A 22,244-nucleotide genomic window follows, 5' to 3' on the forward strand; every position below is an offset into this window, starting at 1 on the left:
CTATGAACTCCCTGCTCCGATCCAAGGGCTTCATTGCCACCTTGCTGCTGGTACCCGGACTTATCATTATTCTGGGTGTGTTCATCCTGCCTATGTTCTACATGTTAATGATCAGCTTGCGCGAGGACATGGGACAAGGAGCCTGGACACTGGCATCCTATGCGCATCTCTTTAAAGATACCTATTATGTGCAGATTCTGTGGAGAACCGTGAGGCTTAGTCTGTATACGGTTTGCGTTTGTCTCGTCCTTGGCTTCCCGGTTGCCATGTACATGGCTCAGGCTACGCCGAAAATGCGGGGTCTTATAACATTTCTCATCATCTCCCCTCATCTGATCAGCGTAGTCATCCGCAACTTCGGCTGGGTCGTGATATTGGGCAACAACGGTTTTATCAACAATACGTTAATGTCGCTAGATGTCATCTCCGAACCGCTGCGGCTGCTGTACAATGAGCTTGGTGTTGTGATTGGATTATCCGATTCGCTGATCGTTTATATGGTCCTGGCCATTTCCACGAGCCTGTATGCTGTTGACTCATCCCTGTACAAGGCAGCCGGCATTCTCGGCGCAACACGATTCAAACAATTCTTCAGCATCACGCTGCCTCTGAGCATTCCCGGCATTTTTGCCGGAACAACACTCGTGTTCAGCCTGGCTATGAGCTCTTTCGTCACGCCAGCCCTTATGGGTGGCACCTCAGTAAAAGTACTGCCGGTGCTGGCTTATGAGCAGATGATGGCATCACTCAATTGGTCCCTTGGAGCTGCCATTGCATTCCTGCTTCTCGGTTCAACCATCGGTTTGGTCACGCTATTTACCAAGCTGGTGGAAACGAAGCGTTATAAGGAGGTGTTCTCATCATGATTCGTGAAAAAAAATCTCGCAGACCCTCCGTGCTTGGCATCATCACGTTCTTTGTCGTGCTGATGGTCATCTCCCCATTGCTGATCATCATCCCGACGTCGTTTACGTCGACGGGTGTCCTGCGGTTCCCGCCGCAGGGGTTCTCGCTCCAGTGGTATGAGAAAATATTCGACCGTCCGGAGTTCATCGAGTCGTTCGGGTTCAGCCTGCAGCTTGCTATCATTACCGCCGTTATCGCAACCGTCATCGGTACGCTGGCTGCACTGGCATTGCACAAGTACAAGCCCCGCGGCTCAGGCGTCATCAGTTCCCTGCTGTTATCACCGCTGACGGTTCCGGCACTGATCATCGGCATTGCGGCTTTGCTGTTCTTCACACGCATTGGGCTTGCAGGCACGTTCCTCGGTCTGTTATTGTCCCATATTCTGATTTCTGTGCCTTACGTTGTACGACTGGTTTATACGGGACTCAGCACCTTTGATTATACTTTGGAACGGGCCGCATCCATTCTTGGGGCAAACCCGCTGCGGACCTTCTGGGACGTTACGTTTCCACTGATCCGCCCAGCGGTGCTCTCCGGCTGTGTGTTTGCGTTTCTGACCTCATTCGATAATGTCACCGTGTCACTCTTTATGATCTCGCCGTCCACAACAACATTGCCGATGGCTATCTTCAACTACATGCAGGAATCGTTAACTCCGCTCGTTGCATCGATATCCTCTATCGTGATCTTGCTGAGTTTGGTATTTATTTTCATCTTAGAGCGCGTATACGGCTTGGATCGTTTGTTTGGCTCCAACTCACACGCTCATTAAGGCAGGTAGAACGGATATGAAATGGGTAACCCGACTGGAACTGCTGCTCCCGGAAATGCTCCGGCTGCTAGAGCAAAGCGTCAACATGGATTCGCCTTCCCAGCGTAAAGACTTAACCGACCGAATGATCGACTGGTATGAAGAAATATGCCTCTCACATCTGGATGCCAGAGCTATCCGGGTTCCAAACGAAGAATATGCCGACCGCCTGGAGATTCATATCGGCAGCGGGCAGCGGCGCATCCTGCTCATTGGACATGCGGACACGGTGTGGCCCGCAGGCGAATGCGCGCAAAGGCCGTTTCGTATCGAGGGAGACAGAGCCTACGGTCCGGGGGTTCTGGACATGAAGGCCGGGATCATTCAAGCCATATTTGCCTTAAAGGTGGTGCAGGAGATGGGAAGGCTCCCTGCCGATGTTACCTTTATTCTGTTGATTAACAGCGATGAGGAAATTGGAAGCCCTTCTTCCCGCCTCTGGATCGAGGAGCATGCCCGCTCCAGCCAGGCCGCCTTTGTGCTGGAGCCGCCGATGGAACCGGAAGGCGCCGTCAAAACGGCTCGCAAAGGAAATGGTCGCTACCATCTCCAAATCGAAGGTCGTGCCGCTCATTCCGGGGTTAATCCGGCTGCCGGCGTATCGGCGATCCACGAGATGGCGCGCCACATTCTGAGCCTCCAGGAACTGAGTGATGACAAGCGCGGCATACATGTCAATGTCGGCATCGTAAACGGAGGAATCGGCTCCAATGTCGTTGCCCCCCAGGCGGAAGCCTACATCGATATCCGGGTAGAAACGATGGAGGATTTCAACCGAATGGCACATAAAATGCAAGAGCTTGCTCCAATCCACCCGGAGATCCGCCTGCAGATCGAAGGGCAGATGAATCGGCCGCCCATGGAACGAACGGCGGCGATTATGAATCTGTATCATTTGGCACAACAGGTTGCCGAGGAAGAACTGAATCTGCCTCTGCCGGATACCAGCACGGGCGGAGTCAGCGACGGCAACTTTGTTGCCGCATGCGGCACGCCGACACTGGATGGCATGGGCGCCCGCGGCGACGGGGCCCATGCCCTTCACGAATATGTGTTGATTGCCGATATCCCTAAACGCGCTGCGCTTCTGGCCGGCATACTGGTCCGGGTATAAAATAGCGGTATCTAGTACGATACATAGGAAATCAAAGAAGGGGCATCCATCTCGGATGCCCCTCTCCTTTGCCGTCTCCAGTCCTACAATAGGATTAGAGCCTTGTGAGCAGGTCTGTTTTTGTGTATGTTAGTTTTGACTGGAAATGACAGCCTAAGGAGAAACGCCATGCGAACCAAAATCCTGCAAAACTTAACAGTTCTATTCCTTACATTGAGTTGGTTAACCACCTATGCAAATAGCGACAGTCCACTCGACCAGCAAACGTTGGATCGATTACGGGAATCCTATGATCTTGAGGCTCCTTCGACCCAAGCTACGGCTCCATATATGCCAGACAGGTGGAGTCAAGGTGACTGGGGAGTCAGCCTGGACTCGTCTTCACTGACCGAATTGTTTCATGCAGCCCTGCAGCCTGTGTTCTATATTGCCCGGCAGCTGATTTATATGTTGTCCTCGTAACGCAGCCCGAAGCCCGCTTCATCCAGTCTCGGATCGTTACCCGAACATTCCGCTTTTTACTTGTACAGCTTGGTCCATACCCATCCATTCACAGCGAGCAATACAACGATATAGGCCGGAATGCCATAAGCAATGGTACTGCTTGCATAATGCAAACCGATGAATCCGCCTACAACAATGAAGTAGACCAGAACCCACCAGCCTTCCTTCTGCTGAGCCATATTAAACGCTTGGGAGAATGGCGGAGTCCTCAGCATAGCCTTGGCTGATAACGGGATCAACATCAATCCGGTAAGCAGCACAATGAGAATATCCGGCAGGATTCGCATACCGAATATGATGACAAACACCACCGCATTCACAGCGAACAGCGGCAGGAATATTTTGATGGCAAACGCCTTTAAAGCCCCTTGGTACAAGGGGGTCATGCTCGGCATCGGGGCTGACCCGAACAGCCAGAAGGCTTTGGGCTTGCCCGAGTATTTCAGCATCATCACGACCGTAGCAACCATGATGAGCATAACATACAGCACATAATAGGATGATCCCCTGCCGATTTCTGCGAATGAGGAATTACGGATTGTGGAGAAAAAGAATAAATAAGGCAGCAGCACGGCTAACCCTAAAGTAGGGTACACCTTAAGCTTAAATTCTCGCTCGTTCTTAAGCATGCTGGCAGACAACCGGAAACAGGCCTGCTCCGTGCGCGATCGGCATACCCATCTGGCCAAGAACCGGTCAAACTTTCCACGCTCCCGCCCTTTTCCCGCTTCGCTGTGAGCCAGCTTCTCCAGATACAACTCGAATGACGGAATCAAGCGGGCATATATCATCATAAGCAGAATCGGGACAAATACGGCTAATGCCGAGAGAAGAATCAGCCACCCGCCCCCCTCGCCAAACAGCCACTCATAAGGAGCCGCATACCATACTGGCGGAAGCAGGATTTGCCACCAAGCCGGTGTAAACACCAGATTGAAATCAATCAGATCAAAGGAACGAATCACAAACTGATACCCGATGGCCAGCGTGGCGGACAGACCAATCTGCACGTAATTGATCAGATCCTTCAGTTTCTCTCCGTCCCAATATTTCAGCAGCACCAGATAAATCATGGAAGTACTCACAAGGATGAGCATATTCATCAGGATCAGCTCAAGGATATAGATTAAAAAGAATCCAACGCCGTGCTTGATCAATCCAACGACCAGGGAGCCGGCCGAAAGAGCCCCGGTTAAAAGAAGCAAATAAATACCTGCATGAATCGATCTGGCCAGACCGACCGTTCGACCGTCGATCGGCTTGGTCATCAGTATGCTTCGGTCGCGCACATCCAGCAGCACCGAGGAGAAATCCGAAATCATGGAGGTCATAATCAGAAACATTAAGATTGCGGATAAAAGGCTCATCGGCAGTAGATATTCCGGATCGCTCCAGAACACAAACGGCGTCAGGACGAGCCCGATCAAGCCGTACATCCAGAGAGAGCTGACAAACAGGTTCTTGTCCTGCTCCTCCTTCTTCCGATTGACTGAGGACAAGATGACAGGGGCCCGCCTTGAGTCCATGATGAGTTTGACATGTAATATACGGCGCAGGACCTCATAGTCCACACCCGTCCTGGAGATCACGCCTTGAAATCGGTCCAAAATCTTAAGCATTCGAAATGAGGATTCCGGCCCCGGCATGTCAGCTCTCCTCCCGAACGATCGATACGAACCGCTCAGCAATCTGGGCATGATCATGGAAACCTGTCAGCTGATTAAATACCTCTTCCAAGGAGCCTTCATGTGAATGCTGCTGCAGCTCCTTGAACGTTCCATCCGCTACGACCCGGCTATCGGCGAGCAGAACGATGCGGCTGCTGATTTTCTCAACAACGTCCATGATATGCGAGGAATAAAAGATCGTCTTGCCTTGAGCCGACAATTGGGCGAGAACTTCTTTAACCACCATGACACTGTTCGCATCCAACCCGCTTAAGGGCTCATCAAGGAATAACAAATCCGGGTCATGCAGCAGGCTCGAGATCAGCAGTACTTTTTGCCGCATCCCCTTTGAGAATGTAGCAATCCGCGAGTGATAAGCTTTGTCCAGACCAAAGCAATCCATTAAATGTTTGGCCTTATAATCCGCAGTATCATATGTAAGTCCATACAATTCACCTGTAAAAGTCAAATACTCGGCTGCCGTCAACTGATCGTACAATTCTGCGACCTCCGGCACATACCCGATTCTCCGTTTATAGTCGATATTCCCATCGGAAATATCCTGCCCGAATATGCGAACGGTCCCCGTGTAACCCTCAACCAGTCCCAGCATAATCTTAACCGTTGTGCTCTTTCCCGCTCCATTCGGACCGATGTAACCAATCATCTCGCCGCGGCGCACTTCCAGATCAATGCCGTTCAATACATAACGATTATCATATTTCATGCGCAGATCTTGAATCGATAACACTTCATCTGTAGACATCGTATACGAATTCTCCTATTCTCTCATTGTCTTCACATACCTACCTTATTATGGGAGCTCAGGAAAATCAACCTTTCATTCATATTCGCTCTGCAAAATCCCCATATGCAAAATATGATGCCAAACACCCGGTACAAGCTTGTCTGGAGCTGCCCTCATGCACAAGCCGATCCATTCATACAGCTTGACAACTTATCATGAAAGGGTAACACAAATTCTTATCGTCAAGATTCGATCATGCACTGAGCTTGTCTCACAAAGTCTTGTGTCACAGCCAAGCTCGCTACCAGATTTAAATAGATTGTCCCGCCTTGCCCTCTACAGCCCTCTTTGAAAACAACTTGTTCTATTTTTCGAAGTGTGAACAATTTCGTCAACATTCGCGAATAACCGCATATATATGGGGGAGAACGAAAAGAGGTGATCGGACATCATAAAGGGCATCAACCGCATACTGATTTTTACCTTGCTGCTGGTTTTCTTCCTCCCTAACCTGACCCATGCCGCCTCAGGGCAGAAACTGGACAGTAAATACGCTTCGTATGCACAATTTATCGTCATTAATAAATCCACCAACAAGCTGACGTATTACGAGAAGGGAAAGGTCATTAAAACATTCCCCGTCGCCACAGGCAAAAAGCCCTCCTATACGCCGGAAGGCCTGTTCAAAATCCATGAAAAGGTAAAAAACAGACCTTACTACAAGGAAGGCATCAAGGGCGGAGATCCGCGCAATCCGCTGGGGGACCGCTGGCTGGGCATTAACGTGAAGGTCAACGGCAGGATCAGTTATGCCTATGCGATCCACGGGAACAACAATTCGAATTCGATTGGAAAATACGTATCCGCCGGATGTATTCGCATGCATAATAAGGACGTGCGCTGGCTCTACGACAAGGTTAAAATGAATACCCCTGTCCTCATCCAAAAATAATCCAAAAGCTTAGAAGCTGAACACTTGATGGTGTTTGGCTTTTTTAATTTCTATGAGCCATACGCAGCTCCAAACTCTATAATGTTGCGATCTGGATCCAGCACGAAAATTTGCGCAAAACCTGCAACGCTGTCGGGATTGGCAGTATATTCAACACCCATTCGGTCCAGCCATTCCTTGGTTTCGCGGTAGCTCTTCACCCAGATCGAAAAATGCCCGTCCGTCGTATCGATTCCGCGCTCGCGAAGCGTATCGCTGATCGGATGCTCCAGCAGATGGAGCTGCTGATCCCCCACCGCGTACCAGACCCCTTTGGATGTAAACGGCGGACGCCGCAGCTCGCGGAACTTAAGGACTTCCGAGTAAAACACCTTGGCTTTTTCCAAATCCCGAACGGCCAAACTGACATGGTGCAGTCCTACATATTGAATCATGTATCACACCTCACTTGTAAGCGGAATAAATGCTTTATGATGGTCTGCCAGCCATATCATACTTCATTTGAATCGAGGTATGTATCTCCATTCTAAAGGATACCTTATACATTATATAACATGAATCAACCACTTAAGGGGGGAGTTTCACCATGGATATCCATTCCGAGGAATACAAAATCGCATCACTGAATGGAAATGAAGGCACCTTAAAAGCGATTGAAGATGCCGAGACGAAGATCGCCGAGCTCACAGGCAAAGATATCACACTGATTGCTTACGAGAAAGAACAAGGTCCAGAGGATACACCATAAACAAACCCTGCACAAAAAAGAGCTGCCCTCCATGAGTCCGCATAGACTCTGGAAGAGCAGCTTTTCTTTAGATGAAGCAGGACGCCGTCACTGCTGCCTGATAGGTCACGTTAACCTCCAGCGCTCTGCCGGTAAGTCCGTTCTGATCGAACGGCAGCCGCTCGGCTTCCAGTTCCTCAATCTCTTCGATATGCCCATCCACATAATCGGCAAGCCGATCCTGTGTGGAAGAGATTCGTGCCAGCAGCCCCCCGTAGCGGAGGTCCAGTACCTCCCAGCCAAAGGGCTTATACGTGTTCATCCAGAGCGCACGGTGCGAGAGCCGCAGCGCCTCGATGCGCTGCTTTAGCACGAGCAACGGGGAATCCGGTGCTGCTGCAAGCTCAGCCAGCTGATCCTTTTGTCCCGTTTTATACCACTTTTTCAGCGTAACGCCGAGGGTGCTTTTAATAACAAGCACCGATGCCAATCGTTCATAAAATTCATACAGACGACTGAACGGTGCCGGGAATTGCTCCTTGCATTGCCGCCATCTCCGCTCCAGTCCAGCGTAATGCTGGGGCAGCACAGCTTCCGCTTCACCTTCCACATGTTTGTCCAGCAGCCCTAGCAGGGGATCCTGCCACAATAAATATTTGGATGGGTTCGCCATCCAGTGATTGCCCTCCGACACGCCGGGAACCTCATCCATATATTTCAGGGCGTTCAGCGATTCAAACAAATCGATGCCCGTACAGGCCGCAAGCCGCCTTGTAAGAAGCTTATCATCAACCTCATCGCCATATCCATGCTCGGCAAATAGCTGCAGACCGGCAAGAATGACCAAGTGATTGCTTTCGTTGCCGTTATCTCCCCAGGCGGTAGCAATCACCTCGCGGATGCCTTTGGTTTTGGCAGCACGCAGGGCAGGCTGGCTGGTCATCCATGTCTTGCCGTTGTTGGGACAGATACTGTTCCACATATGGATGCCGCCGGCAAAAATCGGCTTGGAGCCCAGCCTCATATGCTTCTCATATAACTGTTCATATCCGTTTTCATCACGGCGTCCATAGTCCCAATACACAAATTGAACGCCTTTTGGAATTCGGCTCATATTGTCATCCGAGAAATCCGCATCTACATTGTACAGCGCCCCTTGATAATCATTCGCCAGCAAATTAAAATACATGTCGCTCCAGATCATCGGCTCGAGTCCGAGACGATCGGTGATGGCAAGCACCCGGTTGACATGGTCATTCATGATCTGGAAACGGTCCTGAACCCCGTTCAATTTCAGATAATTTCCAAGACCTACCTGGAATGCCTCATCCATGCCGATATGAATTCGCTTGGAACGGAACATGCCGGATGCGGCTGTGATCATCTGCTCAATGAAAGCATATGTCTTCGGCTCGCCTGCGAGCAGAATATCGGCATGGTCCTTCATATCTGCCGCATACCCCCATTTTAGCGCTTGCTGCAGATGCCCCAGGGTCTGAATACACGGAATCATCTCGATGCCGAACAAATCCGCATAATCGTCGCACTCCTTCAGTTCCGAAGCTGTATACCGGCCGCGCATGTATCCGAAGTAGGGCTGCTCTTCTACCTCGTACGTATCCTCGGTATACATCATCAGTCCGTTCAGTCCCATCAGCGCCATATAACGGATAAACTGTTTGATCACCGCCACCTTGAGAACGCCATTGCGGGAAACGTCGAGCATCGTGCCGTTAAAGTCAAACTTCGGTTCCGCCGTCAGCTCGAATAAAGCCCGCTCCCTGGCCTGCTCCAGAAACAAACCGAGCGCACGGAAAAAGTGTATGCTCTCCTGGTAACGGATCAGTCCCTGCCCATCCTTCAGCGCCACCTGAATCGGACCTTCCATCTGAACGACCCGAATCTTAATGCCTTCTCCGTCTGTAATGGAGATGTCCAATATGTCTGAAAGCTCGCTGATCCCTTTAAGCAGTTTTCCAGACAGGTGATCAAAATGAATCTTCATGTCATTCCCTCCATGATCCCATTTTTGAGATGCTGTCTATCATTGTGTGAAACAGCAAAGCCCGATCCCTTCATCTTGGAATCGGGCTTTGCCAAGGCGAGAAGCTAATATCCTTCCCAGCCTATATATTAGGTTTCTTACTCGGCCGAAACTTTAACACCAAGTGTCACAATCTCATATGGCTTGACTGGCAGCGTGCAGCTTCCCTTGTCATCCAAGCTTTGAACGGATCCCTCTTCTTCCAATATCGAGCTCTTATAAACGCCTTGGGTTGGCAGGGAAGATTGCAACTTCAGCTCTGCATCCGTGCCTGCCATATTGAACCAGCGCAGCATCAGATCGCCTGTCTTCCGGTTCACCTTCAGGGAAGAGAAGGCAAGCTCTTCATGACTCCATCCAAGCGGCGCGGAGGTCGATGCAACGGTACCTGCATGAACTCCGGTCTGAGCAACCGTCCATGGGATCTGGAACTGGTAAGCCTCGGCATAAGCGCCGGAAGCGATGCCGTCGCCCTGGTGCGGAATCACTTCCATGCGAACCGTATGAACGCCGATACACTGAGCTTCCGGCGTTGGGAAGTAACCCCAATCCCCGAGCTCACCGACGGAGCGCAGCAGTGTAACCGCGATCGTGTTGCGACCGTCACGCAGCACTTCATATTCGTTCAAGCCCTGGTTCGCCACCGTCAAGCCTGCTGCAGCCGCGGTAACATCCACGAAGGCCTGCTGATGAGCCGTATAACTCGGGTTCTCCCATTCGGCAGCCGGCTCGTTGTCCCGCTTCGCCACTTCGAACATGGAATCCACGTTATGAGACGCTGCCTGCAGATCCGTTGGGAACAACGCACGCACCCGATGATCCTTCGCCTGATTATCCATCGTGGCTTCGATCTCGACACCTTTGCCGCAACGGTTCAGGCTGAGCACGGTACGTATGGACAACGGCACCATCTCGCTCGATCTTTGGGCCTTGCGGTTCGGGTAATACACCAGTTCATGCTGCTCTTCGTCCAGCTTGCCGTCGGCCATAGCCGGAATGGACCAGTTATGGACGATTTCGATGGAAGCGCGGTATGGCGAATCCTCCAGGACCGAAATTTTGGCGGTTTGGCCTTTTGTAGTCCATGCCGTTTCGCCATCCGGCTGTTTATACATATATTCGTTACCGATATCCCCGGTATTCTCATAGACGCCCAGATCGCGGTATACCTGTCCATTCTTCTTATCCGTTAAGGTGAAGGAACCGTCCCCTTCGATCTCAACCTTGAGCAGCTCGTTCTCCATTACGTTGGATTGGCTGATCAGGGATTTAATCGGAGTTGGCTTATTATCACTTTTCACCCATGCGTAGGTTGTCAGACCCATTGCTGCAATTTCGCTTGCCTCGAATGTCAATCTGACCCTGCGGCACATATAAGGCTGGCGGAACCGGTCATCCGGGAGATCGTATCCGAACTGAAGACCAAGATCTTCAACGGTACACGGTACCGATTCACCCTGCGCGTTAACCAGAACGCGGCCGGACAAATCGATTTCCTTCATCCGGCGGCTCGTTTCTTCCAAAGAGTAGCCTTCCCGGAAATAGAGCCGTTTAGCGTCCAGCTCGATGCTGACCGTACCGCTGCGTGTCCATCCGGTCGTATTAAATACGACCAGCGGCAGCGGATCAGAGCCCCACTGCTCGAATCCGGTTGTGTCAACCGCATCCGCGATCACGCGGACGCTGTCATCCACAATATTTTCAGCCACGTGGGCGCTTTTCTCGAAGCGGGTGACCATCTCGCGGTGAACCTCGTCCACGCTGCAGCCGCAGATGCTGTCATGCGGATGATTCTGCATCAGCGTTTTCCAGGCATAAGTGAACAGATGATGCGGATACTCCTTGCCAAGCAGGCTTGCGTACGACGCCAGCGGCTCGGCCACTTTTTCCAGCAGGGTCTGGCCGCGCTGGTTCATCTGCTTCAGGTATACACGAGCCGAGGCGGTATTCACGAGCGTTCCCCAGCCGTCCGTCCGCTGGCTGCGCAGCTCTCCTGTTACGGAGGACAGGTCCTGCGGCAGTTTCTCACGAACCGCTTTCAGGTAATCATCAAAATTGGAGTGAATGAACTCCGTATCCGGATACAGCTTCTTCGCCGTACGGATGCCTTCCGGGAGATCCGTCTGAATCGGCTGATGGTCGCAACCGTTCATATAGAGCAGTTCGGGCGTGGAAGCATACTTCTCGGCATCCGCCAGCTTGCGGTCCCAGAACTTCTTCGCCTCTTCTTTGTCAACAGGAACTTCGTTGCCGTTGCTGTACCAGTTGGCAAACAGGATGCCCAGCACCTTGGAGCCGTCCGGACCTTCCCACATCAATTCGGAGAACGAGGACTCATAACCGCTATCGGAAACGGTATTGTTAAAGCCAGTTGGCTTCACGCCCCGGCCGAAGAAGGCGTTATCGATACCGGACTGTTGCATCAGCTGCGGGATTTGGCCCGTAAGTCCAAACGTATCTGGGAAATAACCGATTTTGGCAACCGTGCCATAACGCTCGGCATCCTGGTGCCCAATCTGCATGTTTCTCACATTGGCTTCGCTGCTTGTCAGATACGCATCCTGCAGAATGTACCAAGGCCCGATGATGATGCGTCCGTCCGTGATCAGCTTCTCAAGCTGCTCCTTCTTCTCGGGTCTTACCTGCAAATAATCTTCAATAATAATGGTCTGACCATCAAGGAAAAAGCTGCGGTATTCCGAGTCCTTATCCATCGTCTCGAGCAAGCTGTCCATGAGCTCGATCAGCCGTACATGGTGCTTTTCATACGGTAAATACCACTCGCGGTCCCAGTGAGTATGAGAAATAATATGTGCTTTTCTGGATTGATCCATCTCTACGTAGTCCCCCTTATGTTAGCCTTTCGATACGGTAATTCCAACCTCATCCGGGCGGTACACCGATAACAGGTCCCCGCTCGCATCCACTGCAAACAATACCGAGCGATCCGCCTCAAGCATAAATGAATAGATAAGACCTGTTGAAGGATCCTTCACTTCGACATTCGTATCCCACGATTGCTCTGAACCGAATACGAAGAGTGCCCCTTCTTCAAACGTTACCTTGCGTCCGTATACGCCGGAATGGTCTCCACCTTGGCTCCAGATCAGCCCCGTGTCGGCAGCAGATAACTCCAATGCGTATCGATACAGTGCAGATAGGGTATCGATCCGGTCATTCAACTCAACGGGAAGCGGACTCCAGAGAAGGCGTCCGGCACCGAGCCTGACCTCGATGACGGCGTCGCCAGCCTCATCGGCTGAATGTACGTCGCTGCTGATCACAATTTCCTTACTAAGCTCGGCGATTTTTCGATGACCGTATGACGCGGGCCATGTGGTATCCCCGATACGCAAGCTCTCTTCCCGGCGCACATTCACCACTTTGCGCTGTCCCAGCTCTGCCGTCATTCGCTCGACCGGATGCCAATAAGCATCCAGACCGACAGGTCCGGTCAGAAGGAGCGTGGCTCCCGTTTCTTTTACGATATCCATCAACTCGGCAAACGCCCTGTCATCTATATTATGAGCACTCGGCAGAACGATGAATTTCACCGGATGTCTCCGCAGCGAGCTTAGATCATACTCTCCAACCGCGCGGAAAGGCACATTCAGCTCGTAAGCCAGGGCGCGTGTCGCCTTCGTTGTTGCTTCAAAAGCAAGCTTCCGGTTCGAGAAATCGTTCGAGTATGGGAAAATGACCGCTGTCTCTTCAAGCTTCCGTCCCTTAAACAAGTCCCGGATGCCCTCCATGAATGCGCCAAAATCATACGACACATCCGCTTCCGGCTTCTCCGTCCCGTCAGCGCGGACAGCTCCGATATGCGATTCATTGGCATTATCCATGTAGAAGTTTGTGTTCCAGATCCAATGAACGGCGCCTGCACCGCCTGTTGAGAAGGCGTACGCATATTTGCGCTCCAGCAGGTTCCGAAGCTCGGCTTCGCTCCGCTTAGCCCGGCCATCCGGTGTTTCCACGTACATGATGCCCGTTTCCTGAATGAGGTTTGGTTTATCCGGCGTTTTGGCAAATATGCCGTCCCAGATCAGATAATCGTTAAACCACCAGGAGTGAACCGTTGTATAGTCCACAGCCTCCGCATAGAAGAACGGGGATGGACGCTGTGCTCCTAAGGCCTCATCTTGTCCAACCGTAACCATATGGTCAGGGCATACCGCTTTGATATCATCATATAGTTCCTTCGCCCAGCGGTTGTGCATGTCCATCGAGAAGAGTACATAATCGAGCCACTGGGTGCCCTTTTTCCCTTGATGCATATCTTGAACGTCGAAATTAATGGCTTCAGGTCCCGGAGGAACCGCAGACTCGAATGCCGGCAGCTGATCGGAAGTCATGTTCCAGCGTTCCTGCAGAGACTCAACCGAGCCATGACGCTTCTTCAGCCAATCGATATACGCTTGCTGCTCGAACGAATCCTTAGCTGAACGAGGACCGTCCGAGAAGATCTGCGGCGGATCGAACATGGAAGGCTCGTTAATCAAATCCCAGTCCACGTTCTTCGTAGCTTTATGCCTTGTGATAATGGAGCGGATAAACCGCTTCTGCGCTTCCACGCTTCGCGGATCAAGGTAAGGATTCTGTCCTTCCCAAGTCTCCGGTGTAAAGGAGAAGAACGTAAACGTGACCTGCAGATCATGCTTCTTCGCCGTTAACAGGAAGGCGTCAATCGAACGCAAAACCTCTTCGGATGCATGCCCGTCCACCTGCATGATATTGCGGTAAGCGGTCCAGATCCCGGTACGAATCCAATTGATGCCGGCATTGCGCATTTGCGCCATATCGCGATCCCACACATCCGTATTCGGAAGGAACAGGAACTTACGCGCGACATCGGACGTCATGTAAGTCATCCCGACAACAGGCAGCGGGCGGCCATCTTTGATAAAGTAATCCCGGTTGCAGGTGACTGGCGTTCCAGTCTCCAAAAGCTCATGATCAGCTCCCCAGAAGCCTTGTCTCAGCCTGCGGATTTCTCCATCCGGACCTTCGGCTTCACACAACACCCGATAAGATCCCGGCTTGATATCAAGCGCAACCGGAATGCGCTGTACATGAAATTGTCCAGTTACATCAACGATTACGGAATGATTCCATACCGGAGCTTCATCCAGGTCATGCTGAACCGAGATGCGGAACGTCCAGCTCTGCGGCTCATGGACAGGCAGATTCCGCCCCATCCGTTGTGCCTGCAGGGTCAGGGTCGCGCGCTCGCCGGACTCATAGGTTGCATAATTCGGCTTGATCCACAGCTCGGTAATCCCTTTGGCGCAGAACGCCGCCCACCGGCGCACCTCTTCTCCCCCATCCTGTTCCCAGAAGGAGGCGGAGAGAGGTTGATTTACAAACAACCAGCGACCTCCCAGAAACGGCCCGCCAACGTTCTCCCACAGAACTACAGGAGCAGCGACTTGCCTTCCCTTGGCTGTACATCCCTTAAGGAGCGGATAAATCCGCGTATCCATCGGTCCTGCCGAGCCCATCTGGTGAGGCAGATCGCTGCTCTTGGTAACATGCGGAACCAAGTTCCATGTATCCTTAACGGTAAACCGTTTGTGACTGTTCTCCATCAGCGGAATATCTTCACTCGCGATCAAATCATTCACGCGCCCACAATCCACAGGCAGCGCCTCATGAATGTTCAGCTGCTGATGATATGCCGTCTGTTCATGCTCTACCACCCAGGCACCGTCCTCCATGCGGACGGGACGTTTGAATGGGGCACCCCCAACACTGACCAAGCCGCCGCCATTTCTCAGAAAGTCCAGGATGGCTCTCCAGGCGGATTTCGGAAAGTACGGAGCGTGTAAATTGACAAAGCTAACGCCTTGTCCCCCTGCTGCTGCCAGCGTTTCAGCCAAGTTCTCTGCGCCGCACACGGAATCGAACATATCCAGACCGGCTGCCGATACCGGCAGTCCGGCAGCTTCAGCTGCCGGAAAGGACGGATCATAGAATACAATCAGGCGTTCGCTCATAGAATCCCTGCTTTCATCGCCTGGTACACCAATTGCGAGAACAGGCTGTTGGACCAGGCAAACCATGATCTGGTAAAGACTTTAGGATCATCGGCATGGAAGCCCTCATGCATGAAGCCGGTATCCGCATCGGTCGCTTCCAGCAGCGCGATCATCTCCAGCTTCTCTTCTGCCGTCTGCGCCGTAATTCCCTGCATGGACAATGCCATATGCCAAATATAATCCGGCGGCGTATGCGGACTGCCAATTCCCTTGGCAACCGCCCCCTCGTAATAGAAAGGATTTTCTTTGCTCAGCGCAAATCGTCTGGTGTTCTGATAGATCGGATCATCTGCAGTCACATAACCCAGATACGGAATAGACATCAGACCGGGCGTGCCTGCATCATCCATCAGACAGTAATTCCCATAACCATCAGTTTCATAAGCGTAAATCGGACCAAACTCCGGATGACGGTAAATACCATATAACTGAATCCCGTGATCCACATCGGCTGTAAGGCGCTTCAGCTCATCAAGCAGTTTCATATCACGGAATACCCATTCCGCAAATTCCTGCATTTGACGAAGGGCTACAACGGCGAACATATTCCCTGGAATATTGTAATGGAAATCGCAGGCATCATCGCTTGAACGGAAGCCGGACCAGATCATGCCCGTATAGTTAACCGGCATGCCGAGTCCGTTGTTGCGCAAGGAATCGGTAGGTATGCCGTTGTCCCGCGTGAAACGGTAAGGTGATTTCTCGAAATGATGCTGTTCGGTTTTAAACAGCTCGATGATTTTGATCATCGCCGACTTGAAGTTTGCATCAAATACGTCCGTCAGGCCAGTTTCCTTCCAGTACAGGTAGGCCAGGCGGACAGAGAAGCAGAGTGAGTCGATCTCGAACTTCCGCTCCCAGACCCATGGCGACATCTCGGTTTCATCCGTTGTGTTCCAGTGCCAGTCGTTCGCCGATTCATTGAAGGCATTGGCATAAGGATCGATATGAATATATTGGAAATGGCGCTTGATCAATCCGCTGAGTATACGCTGAAGCTCTGGATCATTCTTTGCAAACGGAATGTAATGAATCACCTGTTCTACTGAATCACGCAGCCACATAGCCGGAATGTCACCGGTAATAACAAATGTCGTCCCGTCCTCCATCAGCTTCGTTGTGGTCTCGAGCGTGTTTGGAAAACAGTTCTTGAACAGCTGCAGCAGCTTGGGACGATGTGCTAATTTTTCTTCGGCCTCTTGCAGAACCGCCTGAATCGATTGCGGCAGCTCAAGCTCCGGCATTGGTATTTTGGGGAGTCTGAATTGTTCCATGATTTGTTCTGGCTCCTTTTGATTAGGTATGTTGTGTAGTCAATTTGATGGTCTTGATCTCATACGGCAGGAAATGAAGGGTTAACCTTCCTTCTGCTGTATCCAGCCTTTCGAGTTCCTCTTCAATTGCATTGGACAGATGGACCGTTTCGCAAGGATAAGGCCAAGTCAGTTTCACTTCGTCTCTACCCCCGGCGGATTCATAGAATCGCAGAATATAACCGGTTCCATCCTCTGCAGGTTTAACCGTATCCAGCACAACATGCTGGCTCTCGAATGGGATCAAAGAATGAACAGAGGGCTGAATGCCCTGCTTCGAACTTGTTCGCACGCATGGCAGTTCATGATTCAGCTCGGCAGCTTTACGAACGATGCCGGCATTTCTCCAGTCTCCTTCGTGCGGATACAGGGAATATGTGAATTCATGCTCTCCCAGGTCTGCTGTAACATCGGGCCATTTCGGCGCTCGCAGCAGGGACAACCGGATCGTGCTGTCCTGAATGTCGTACCCGTACTTGCAGTCATTGATGAGGCTGACGCCGTATCCATGCTCCGATACATCGGCGAAGCGGTGTCCACAGACCTCATATTGCGCCTGCTCCCAGCTCGTATTGCGATGGGTCGGTCTCTCAATAGTACCGAACGGAATCTCATACGTTGCCTTATTGGCAACAACAGCGATCGGGAAACCGACTTTCAGCAGCTTGTGCGATTCGTTCCAGCTGACAAAGGTCTTGAAGTCGATCCGCCGGTCATGATGATAAAAAATCAAATCCTGCGTGATCTCCGAGTTATGGATGCGCCAACGGAAACGAAGCACATCCTGTACTTCACCCGCCATCAGCAGCCTCATCTCGATCAGTTGCGCTTGATCGGCTATTTGCTCCTCATAGCGAGTATCGATATCCCATGCATCCCACAGGGTCGGACGGTCATGGAAGAAGTGGAAGCGGTTTGCGGCTTCCCCTGGCTTAATCACTTCCCGCTCCGCATCTTTGTCCCACAGACTCACGATTTCGCCCTGCGCGTTAAAGCGGACCTTATAAAACTCCGTTTCCCAGCCATCCGAAAGTCCAGTAGAACACTTCTCCGCCGCTGCCTCGTTTCCTGCCGAGGGTCTAAGCCAAATCGTTTTGTAACCAAACGCGGGGATGCCTTGAACATAAACGTTCAAGCCCTGAAAGGCTTCGCCGCTCTCTAAGGTCCGAACATCATACTGCAGCAGCGCTCCATCGGAATCATAGGGAGCGTGGCTAACAAGCTCCGGTCCGCCCTCAATCGAAATGACCCCATTTCTTTCCCATCCAAGTCCATTGAAGATGACATAGGGTAGACCTTCCCCTTCTGTATCGGCCTGACCGGCCAATACCTGCAGCCCTTGGGTGAGACTGCGATTCCCCTTCCGGAACACCTCGGCATATTCCTTCTCAGAGGTAACATAAGACTCCGTAATGGCAGAGCCCGGAATAATATCATGGAATTGATTAAGCAATATCAGCTTCCAGCCCTCATGCAGCTCGCTGACGATTTCCTGCTTCTGCCCACCGTCCATCGACGGGAATGCAACCGAGCTCCATAACTCGGCTTCACGGTACAAGATTTCCGCCTTGCGGTTAAAGCGCTTGTTCCGTGCGTGGGTTGTGTAGGTTCCTCGATGCAGCTCAAGATATAAATCTCCGCGCCATTTCGGCAGCTTTGGCGAAGCGGCGTCAATCCCTTCGAAAAATTCGGCGGCCGTGCTGTACTTGCTGGCAGGCTGCCCAACCATCAGCTCAGCCCGATTGATATATTCCAGCATCTCGCGAGTCACACCCCCGCCGCCATCACCGTGTCCATAGAGCAGCATCTGCTCCGGATGGACGGGTCTTTGCCGGTAAGACTGCCAATGCTCGTGAACATCATTTGGCAGTGTGTTCTCGTTCACGCCATGATTAAGATAGGAGAGCATCGGTGTTCCGTCAATGCCCACCCAGTGGAATAAGTCGTACGGGAACACATTCGTATCATTCCAGCCGAGCTTTGTTGTCATGAAATAACGAATGCCGCCATGCTTCAATATTTGGGGCAGTGATGCACAATATCCGAACGTATCCGGGAGCCATTCAATATGTGATGTCAAACCGAACTCTTCCTGATAGAAGCGCTGTCCATAGAGCATCTGGCGCATGAGGGACTCTCCGCTCGGAATGTTTAAATCCGGCTCGACCCACATCCCGCCGACCAGTTCCCAGCGTCCCTCCATGATTCTAGCCCTCACTCTCTCGTACAGCTCGGGATCATGATCTTTCAGGAATTGATACAGCAAGGGCTGGCTCTGCGCATATTTGTATTCCGGGTATTCATTCATCAGCGCGTCCACCGTGGAGAAGGTCCGGCTTGTTTTTCGAACGGTTTCCCGGACCGGCCACAGCCAGGCGATGTCGATATGAGACTGTCCGACCATGTGCTCGGTTCCTTCAGCATGGCCGCCAATGGCTGTAACCTGCTGCACAAGCTCTTGCTCAATCGCGGTCACCATTTCACCTGCGATGATCGATGCCTCATTCAGACTTACAAAACGATCCATCGCCTGATACAAGGCCTCCATCAATCGGATGCGCCGCATATCGTTGTCCGGCAGCAGTATAACCGAATCCCTGATAACAGTTGCAGTGTACATCAGACTCTGAACAGGCACGTTCACGTTGACAAGCAGACTCTGTACTCGGGTAATCGGAGGCTGGATGACAGCCTGCTGATTGAGCGGATCCACGGGCTCCGGAATCGGATCGTATAATTCGATTTCCAGCTCCATGTTCATGCCGGTGCGCTTCGGATCAAGCGTTACAAACGTATGATTGCGGTCCAAACCCTGATACGAAGCTCCGTTAACACGCAGCAAAGCTTCGCCTCCGGACTGAAACAGAAGCCCTATCGCGCCATCTGCCCACTGCGGGGGCAGCTCAAGGCTCATTCGAAAGAAATAGGTTGTGCCCTGCGTGCTCGGGAATCTGTTGAAGTCATGTCCTTCGGCAAAAGGGGCTGAGTCTTCATACACGCCCGGAACCATATAAGTGGTCCGCGTAATATCCCACCCCTTAAGTTCTCTCGACTCAAGCCACTGGCGCTCCGACAATTCGCGTATAAATCGCCTAATGCGTTCCATCCATCAGCCCTCCTGCACGGTCAAATCCGCACTCAGCGTGTCATTGACATGTCTGCCAACCATGATTCGGAACAGACCTGGTTCAACAACCTGCTTATAATCTTGACCGACATATTGAAGCTGTTCGGCGCCTATCGTAAATTCAATCTTTCGTTTTTCTCCAGCCTTCAGAGATATTTTGCGGAAACCCTTCAGTTCACAGGCTGGTCTTGTGTATTTGCTGGCCACATCGCTCACATACAGCTGAACAACTTCGGATCCTTCCCGAGTGCCGCTATTCGTGACGTTGACGGTGACAACTGCCGTTTCGCCGATTCCAATGACATCCGAGGATAGCTGGATATCCGAATAACTGAATTCGGTGTAACTAAGCCCATACCCAAACGGATAACGCGGCTGGGAATCTTCTTCGAGGTACCGCTTGCCGCGCGACCGCTTGCCGTTGTAATAAACCGGAAGCTGTCCGACATCTTTTGGGATTGACAAGGTTAGCTTCCCGGACGGATTCACATCCCCGAACAGGATGTCGGCAATCGCATGTCCGCCCTCCTGACCCGGGTACCACGCTTCCAGAATGGCATCGGCATGGTTGTCGATCCACGGTTCCGCAATCGGCCGGCCGTTGATATACACAACGATCATCCGCTTGCCAAGCTTATGAATCTCTTGGGCCATTTCCAATTGAACGCCGGATAGCTGCAGCGTCATCCGGTCGATGCCTTCGCCGCAGTCCATGTCGCTTAAAGCGTCGTCCGTGACCTTCGAAGCCCCTGTGCGCAAATCGATCGTTCCTTCGCCGAAATCGCGGGCGCTGGAGCCGCCCAGCACCAACACCACGGTATCGGCCTGATCCGCACAAGCTAATGCGAATTCAAAACCCTCCCTGGAATCGTCCTTAATACGGCAGCCCGGAGCATACAATACATGGTCTGGAACATCCCCCAGCTTGGCACGAACCCCATCCAGCACCGTGACCACGCTTGCTGGCGGCTGTGGTGATGTATAGTCCCCAAGCTGATTGTATCCCTGATCGGCATTAGGTCCAATGACAGCAATCACGCCCCCGTCCTTCGGTAACGGCAGGGCCTTTCCTTCATTCTTAAGCAGCACGATGCCTTCTGCCGCAAGCTGTCTGGCAAGTTCTACGTGCTGTTCGCTGCCGATCACTTCCTCGGCGATCTGTGGTTCAACGTATGGACTCTCAAATAAACCGAGTTTAAATTTCAAAGTCAATACGCGGCGAACGGCTTCATCCAGAACGGAGGCCTCCAGCTTGTTTTGCTCGATTGCCGTTTGCAGATATTTCCCAAACATCTCACCCGACATCTCCATATCGATACCGGCCGATAGAGCCTGAACAGCGGCATCCATTCCGTCTTCTGCCGTATCATGGCCGCTGGCCAGCATGTCGATGGCACCACAGTCGGTGATCACCATGCCGTCAAAGCCCCACTCCTTGCGGAGAATGTCGCCTAACAGCTCCGTATTTACGGTGCAAGGCACGCCATCGATCTCGTTATAAGCCGGCATAATGGAGGCAGCTCCCGCTTCCACGGCCTTCCGAAACGGCAGCATATCCACTTCCATCAGCTCACGGGTCCCCATGTGCACAGGTCCCGCATTCCTTCCGCCTTCAGAGCTGCCATAACCTACGAAATGCTTCAGCGTTGCTGCAACACTGCTCGGACTGTCCAAAGACTCGCCTTGAAGGCCTTCAACCGATGCGACTGCATATTCACTGATCAGGTAGGGGTCTTCGCCAAAACATTCCTCGGTACGTCCCCATCTGGGATCGCGTACAACGTCCAAGACCGGGGAATAGGTCACAGCACCGCCCTGACTGCGCGTCTCAAGCGCAACGGCGCGGCACATATCCCGGTATAACTCCACATTCCATGTGCTTCCGATTGAGAGCGGTACCGGAAACACCGTGCCGCCAATGGCCATATGACCATGCGAGCATTCCTCCCCGATGAGAATCGGAATGCCGAGACGGGAATTCTCGATTGCATACCGCTGAATTTGATTAACGGCTTCCGCTCCTTCACGTGGAGAAAGACCGGTTTCAAGTGTTACACCGGTCCATGGATCGGCGCGAAGGGTCCCGTACAGGGAGCCGACGCCGCCATCTTTCACTTGCTCTTTAAATGAATCCGCTAAGGTAATCCGGCCTTCCTTCACCTCATAGGTCTTCCAGCCGAACGGCTGGACCAACTGGCCCACCTTCTCCTTCGTTGTCATAAGGCCAAGAAGATGTTCCACTCTTTCCGCAATGGGTTTACTGGAATCTTGATAAGTCATCTCATACCCT

General features: G+C 52.0%; 15 protein-coding genes. 6 read left to right on the forward strand and 9 right to left on the reverse strand.

Going from position 1 to position 22,244, the window contains the following annotated elements:
• Window positions 1-2: 2 nt before the first annotated feature.
• The 4 genes from WDY75_RS21770 to WDY75_RS21785 all read left to right on the forward strand — a co-directional run bounded on the left by WDY75_RS21770 (window position 3) and on the right by WDY75_RS21785 (window position 3,296).
• Window positions 3-866 carry an ABC transporter permease gene (locus WDY75_RS21770; RefSeq protein ID WP_006209152.1) on the forward strand — a complete coding sequence of 288 codons (864 nt, stop codon included), beginning with the start codon at window positions 3-5 and terminating at the stop codon, window positions 864-866.
• Complete coding sequence (locus tag WDY75_RS21775; protein WP_006209151.1) at window positions 863-1,681, forward strand: ABC transporter permease; 819 nt, start codon at window positions 863-865, stop codon at window positions 1,679-1,681. The genes WDY75_RS21770 and WDY75_RS21775 overlap by 4 nt, the downstream gene beginning before the upstream one ends.
• A gap of 16 nt (window positions 1,682-1,697) precedes the next feature.
• A complete protein-coding gene (locus WDY75_RS21780) occupies window positions 1,698-2,834 on the forward strand; it encodes a M20 family metallopeptidase (protein WP_063479013.1) in 1,137 nt (378 codons plus the stop codon).
• 168 nt (window positions 2,835-3,002) lie between these two features.
• Window positions 3,003-3,296: a hypothetical protein gene (locus WDY75_RS21785; protein WP_063479012.1), complete on the forward strand. Its 294-nt coding sequence runs from the start codon at window positions 3,003-3,005 to the stop codon at window positions 3,294-3,296.
• Between the two features lie 56 nt (window positions 3,297-3,352).
• Here WDY75_RS21785 and WDY75_RS21790 read toward each other — a convergent pair whose 3' ends face one another.
• A complete protein-coding gene (locus WDY75_RS21790; RefSeq protein WP_063479011.1) occupies window positions 3,353-4,984 on the reverse strand; it encodes a hypothetical protein in 1,632 nt (543 codons plus the stop codon).
• A gap of 1 nt (window position 4,985) precedes the next feature.
• Complete coding sequence (locus tag WDY75_RS21795; RefSeq protein ID WP_006209146.1) at window positions 4,986-5,771, reverse strand: ABC transporter ATP-binding protein; 786 nt, start codon at window positions 5,769-5,771, stop codon at window positions 4,986-4,988.
• A gap of 466 nt (window positions 5,772-6,237) precedes the next feature.
• Here WDY75_RS21795 and WDY75_RS21800 point away from each other — a divergent pair, with 466 nt between their 5' ends.
• Window positions 6,238-6,705, forward strand: coding sequence for a L,D-transpeptidase (locus WDY75_RS21800; RefSeq protein WP_231888038.1), 468 nt, complete (start codon window positions 6,238-6,240; stop codon window positions 6,703-6,705).
• A 50-nt stretch (window positions 6,706-6,755) separates the two neighbouring features.
• On the opposite strand, the gene WDY75_RS21805 is transcribed toward WDY75_RS21800, so the two are convergent.
• On the reverse strand, window positions 6,756-7,139 hold the full coding sequence (locus WDY75_RS21805; RefSeq protein ID WP_063479009.1) for a VOC family protein: 384 nt from the start codon (window positions 7,137-7,139) through the stop codon (window positions 6,756-6,758).
• 152 nt (window positions 7,140-7,291) lie between these two features.
• Between WDY75_RS21805 and WDY75_RS21810 the strand changes: the two genes are divergently transcribed.
• Complete coding sequence (locus WDY75_RS21810) at window positions 7,292-7,453, forward strand: hypothetical protein (protein ID WP_006209143.1); 162 nt, start codon at window positions 7,292-7,294, stop codon at window positions 7,451-7,453.
• A 67-nt stretch (window positions 7,454-7,520) separates the two neighbouring features.
• Here the strand turns inward: WDY75_RS21810 and WDY75_RS21815 are convergent, their stop codons facing one another.
• The 6 genes from WDY75_RS21815 to WDY75_RS21840 all read right to left on the reverse strand — a co-directional run bounded on the left by WDY75_RS21815 (window position 7,521) and on the right by WDY75_RS21840 (window position 22,234).
• Window positions 7,521-9,437: a beta-N-acetylhexosaminidase gene (locus WDY75_RS21815; protein ID WP_063479008.1), complete on the reverse strand. Its 1,917-nt coding sequence runs from the start codon at window positions 9,435-9,437 to the stop codon at window positions 7,521-7,523.
• A 137-nt stretch (window positions 9,438-9,574) separates the two neighbouring features.
• Complete coding sequence (locus WDY75_RS21820) at window positions 9,575-12,310, reverse strand: alpha-mannosidase (RefSeq protein WP_063479007.1); 2,736 nt, start codon at window positions 12,308-12,310, stop codon at window positions 9,575-9,577.
• A gap of 21 nt (window positions 12,311-12,331) precedes the next feature.
• The gene (locus tag WDY75_RS21825) at window positions 12,332-15,472 is read right to left on the reverse strand and encodes a beta-galactosidase (RefSeq protein ID WP_063479006.1); all 3,141 of its coding nucleotides are present in this window, start codon (window positions 15,470-15,472) and stop codon (window positions 12,332-12,334) included.
• On the reverse strand, window positions 15,469-16,788 hold the full coding sequence (locus WDY75_RS21830) for a glycoside hydrolase family 125 protein (RefSeq protein WP_006209139.1): 1,320 nt from the start codon (window positions 16,786-16,788) through the stop codon (window positions 15,469-15,471). The genes WDY75_RS21825 and WDY75_RS21830 overlap by 4 nt, the downstream gene beginning before the upstream one ends.
• Window positions 16,789-16,810: 22 nt before the next feature.
• Window positions 16,811-19,933, reverse strand: coding sequence for an alpha-mannosidase (locus WDY75_RS21835; protein WP_063479005.1), 3,123 nt, complete (start codon window positions 19,931-19,933; stop codon window positions 16,811-16,813).
• Between the two features lie 3 nt (window positions 19,934-19,936).
• Window positions 19,937-22,234 (reverse strand): glycoside hydrolase family 3 N-terminal domain-containing protein, encoded by a 2,298-nt coding sequence (locus WDY75_RS21840; RefSeq protein ID WP_063479004.1) that lies wholly within the window; start codon window positions 22,232-22,234, stop codon window positions 19,937-19,939.
• Between the last annotated feature and the right edge of the window lie 10 nt (window positions 22,235-22,244).

The organism is Paenibacillus glucanolyticus, from assembly GCF_037333485.1.
Classification (GTDB): Bacteria; Bacillota; Bacilli; order Paenibacillales; family Paenibacillaceae; genus Paenibacillus_AQ; species Paenibacillus_AQ glucanolyticus.

Coding starts and splice junctions, on each gene's coding strand:
- WDY75_RS21780 (WP_063479013.1), top strand. CDS start 1,698: ATGAAATGGGTAACCCGACTGGAACTGCTGCTCCCGGAAATGCTCCGG.
- WDY75_RS21790 (WP_063479011.1), bottom strand. CDS start 4,984: ATGCCGGGGCCGGAATCCTCATTTCGAATGCTTAAGATTTTGGACCGA.
- WDY75_RS21830 (WP_006209139.1), bottom strand. CDS start 16,788: ATGGAACAATTCAGACTCCCCAAAATACCAATGCCGGAGCTTGAGCTG.
- WDY75_RS21795 (WP_006209146.1), bottom strand. CDS start 5,771: ATGTCTACAGATGAAGTGTTATCGATTCAAGATCTGCGCATGAAATAT.
- WDY75_RS21775 (WP_006209151.1), top strand. CDS start 863: ATGATTCGTGAAAAAAAATCTCGCAGACCCTCCGTGCTTGGCATCATC.
- WDY75_RS21835 (WP_063479005.1), bottom strand. CDS start 19,933: ATGGAACGCATTAGGCGATTTATACGCGAATTGTCGGAGCGCCAGTGG.
- WDY75_RS21820 (WP_063479007.1), bottom strand. CDS start 12,310: ATGGATCAATCCAGAAAAGCACATATTATTTCTCATACTCACTGGGAC.
- WDY75_RS21770 (WP_006209152.1), top strand. CDS start 3: ATGAACTCCCTGCTCCGATCCAAGGGCTTCATTGCCACCTTGCTGCTG.
- WDY75_RS21805 (WP_063479009.1), bottom strand. CDS start 7,139: ATGATTCAATATGTAGGACTGCACCATGTCAGTTTGGCCGTTCGGGAT.
- WDY75_RS21825 (WP_063479006.1), bottom strand. CDS start 15,472: ATGAGCGAACGCCTGATTGTATTCTATGATCCGTCCTTTCCGGCAGCT.
- WDY75_RS21785 (WP_063479012.1), top strand. CDS start 3,003: ATGCGAACCAAAATCCTGCAAAACTTAACAGTTCTATTCCTTACATTG.
- WDY75_RS21810 (WP_006209143.1), top strand. CDS start 7,292: ATGGATATCCATTCCGAGGAATACAAAATCGCATCACTGAATGGAAAT.
- WDY75_RS21815 (WP_063479008.1), bottom strand. CDS start 9,437: ATGAAGATTCATTTTGATCACCTGTCTGGAAAACTGCTTAAAGGGATC.
- WDY75_RS21840 (WP_063479004.1), bottom strand. CDS start 22,234: ATGACTTATCAAGATTCCAGTAAACCCATTGCGGAAAGAGTGGAACAT.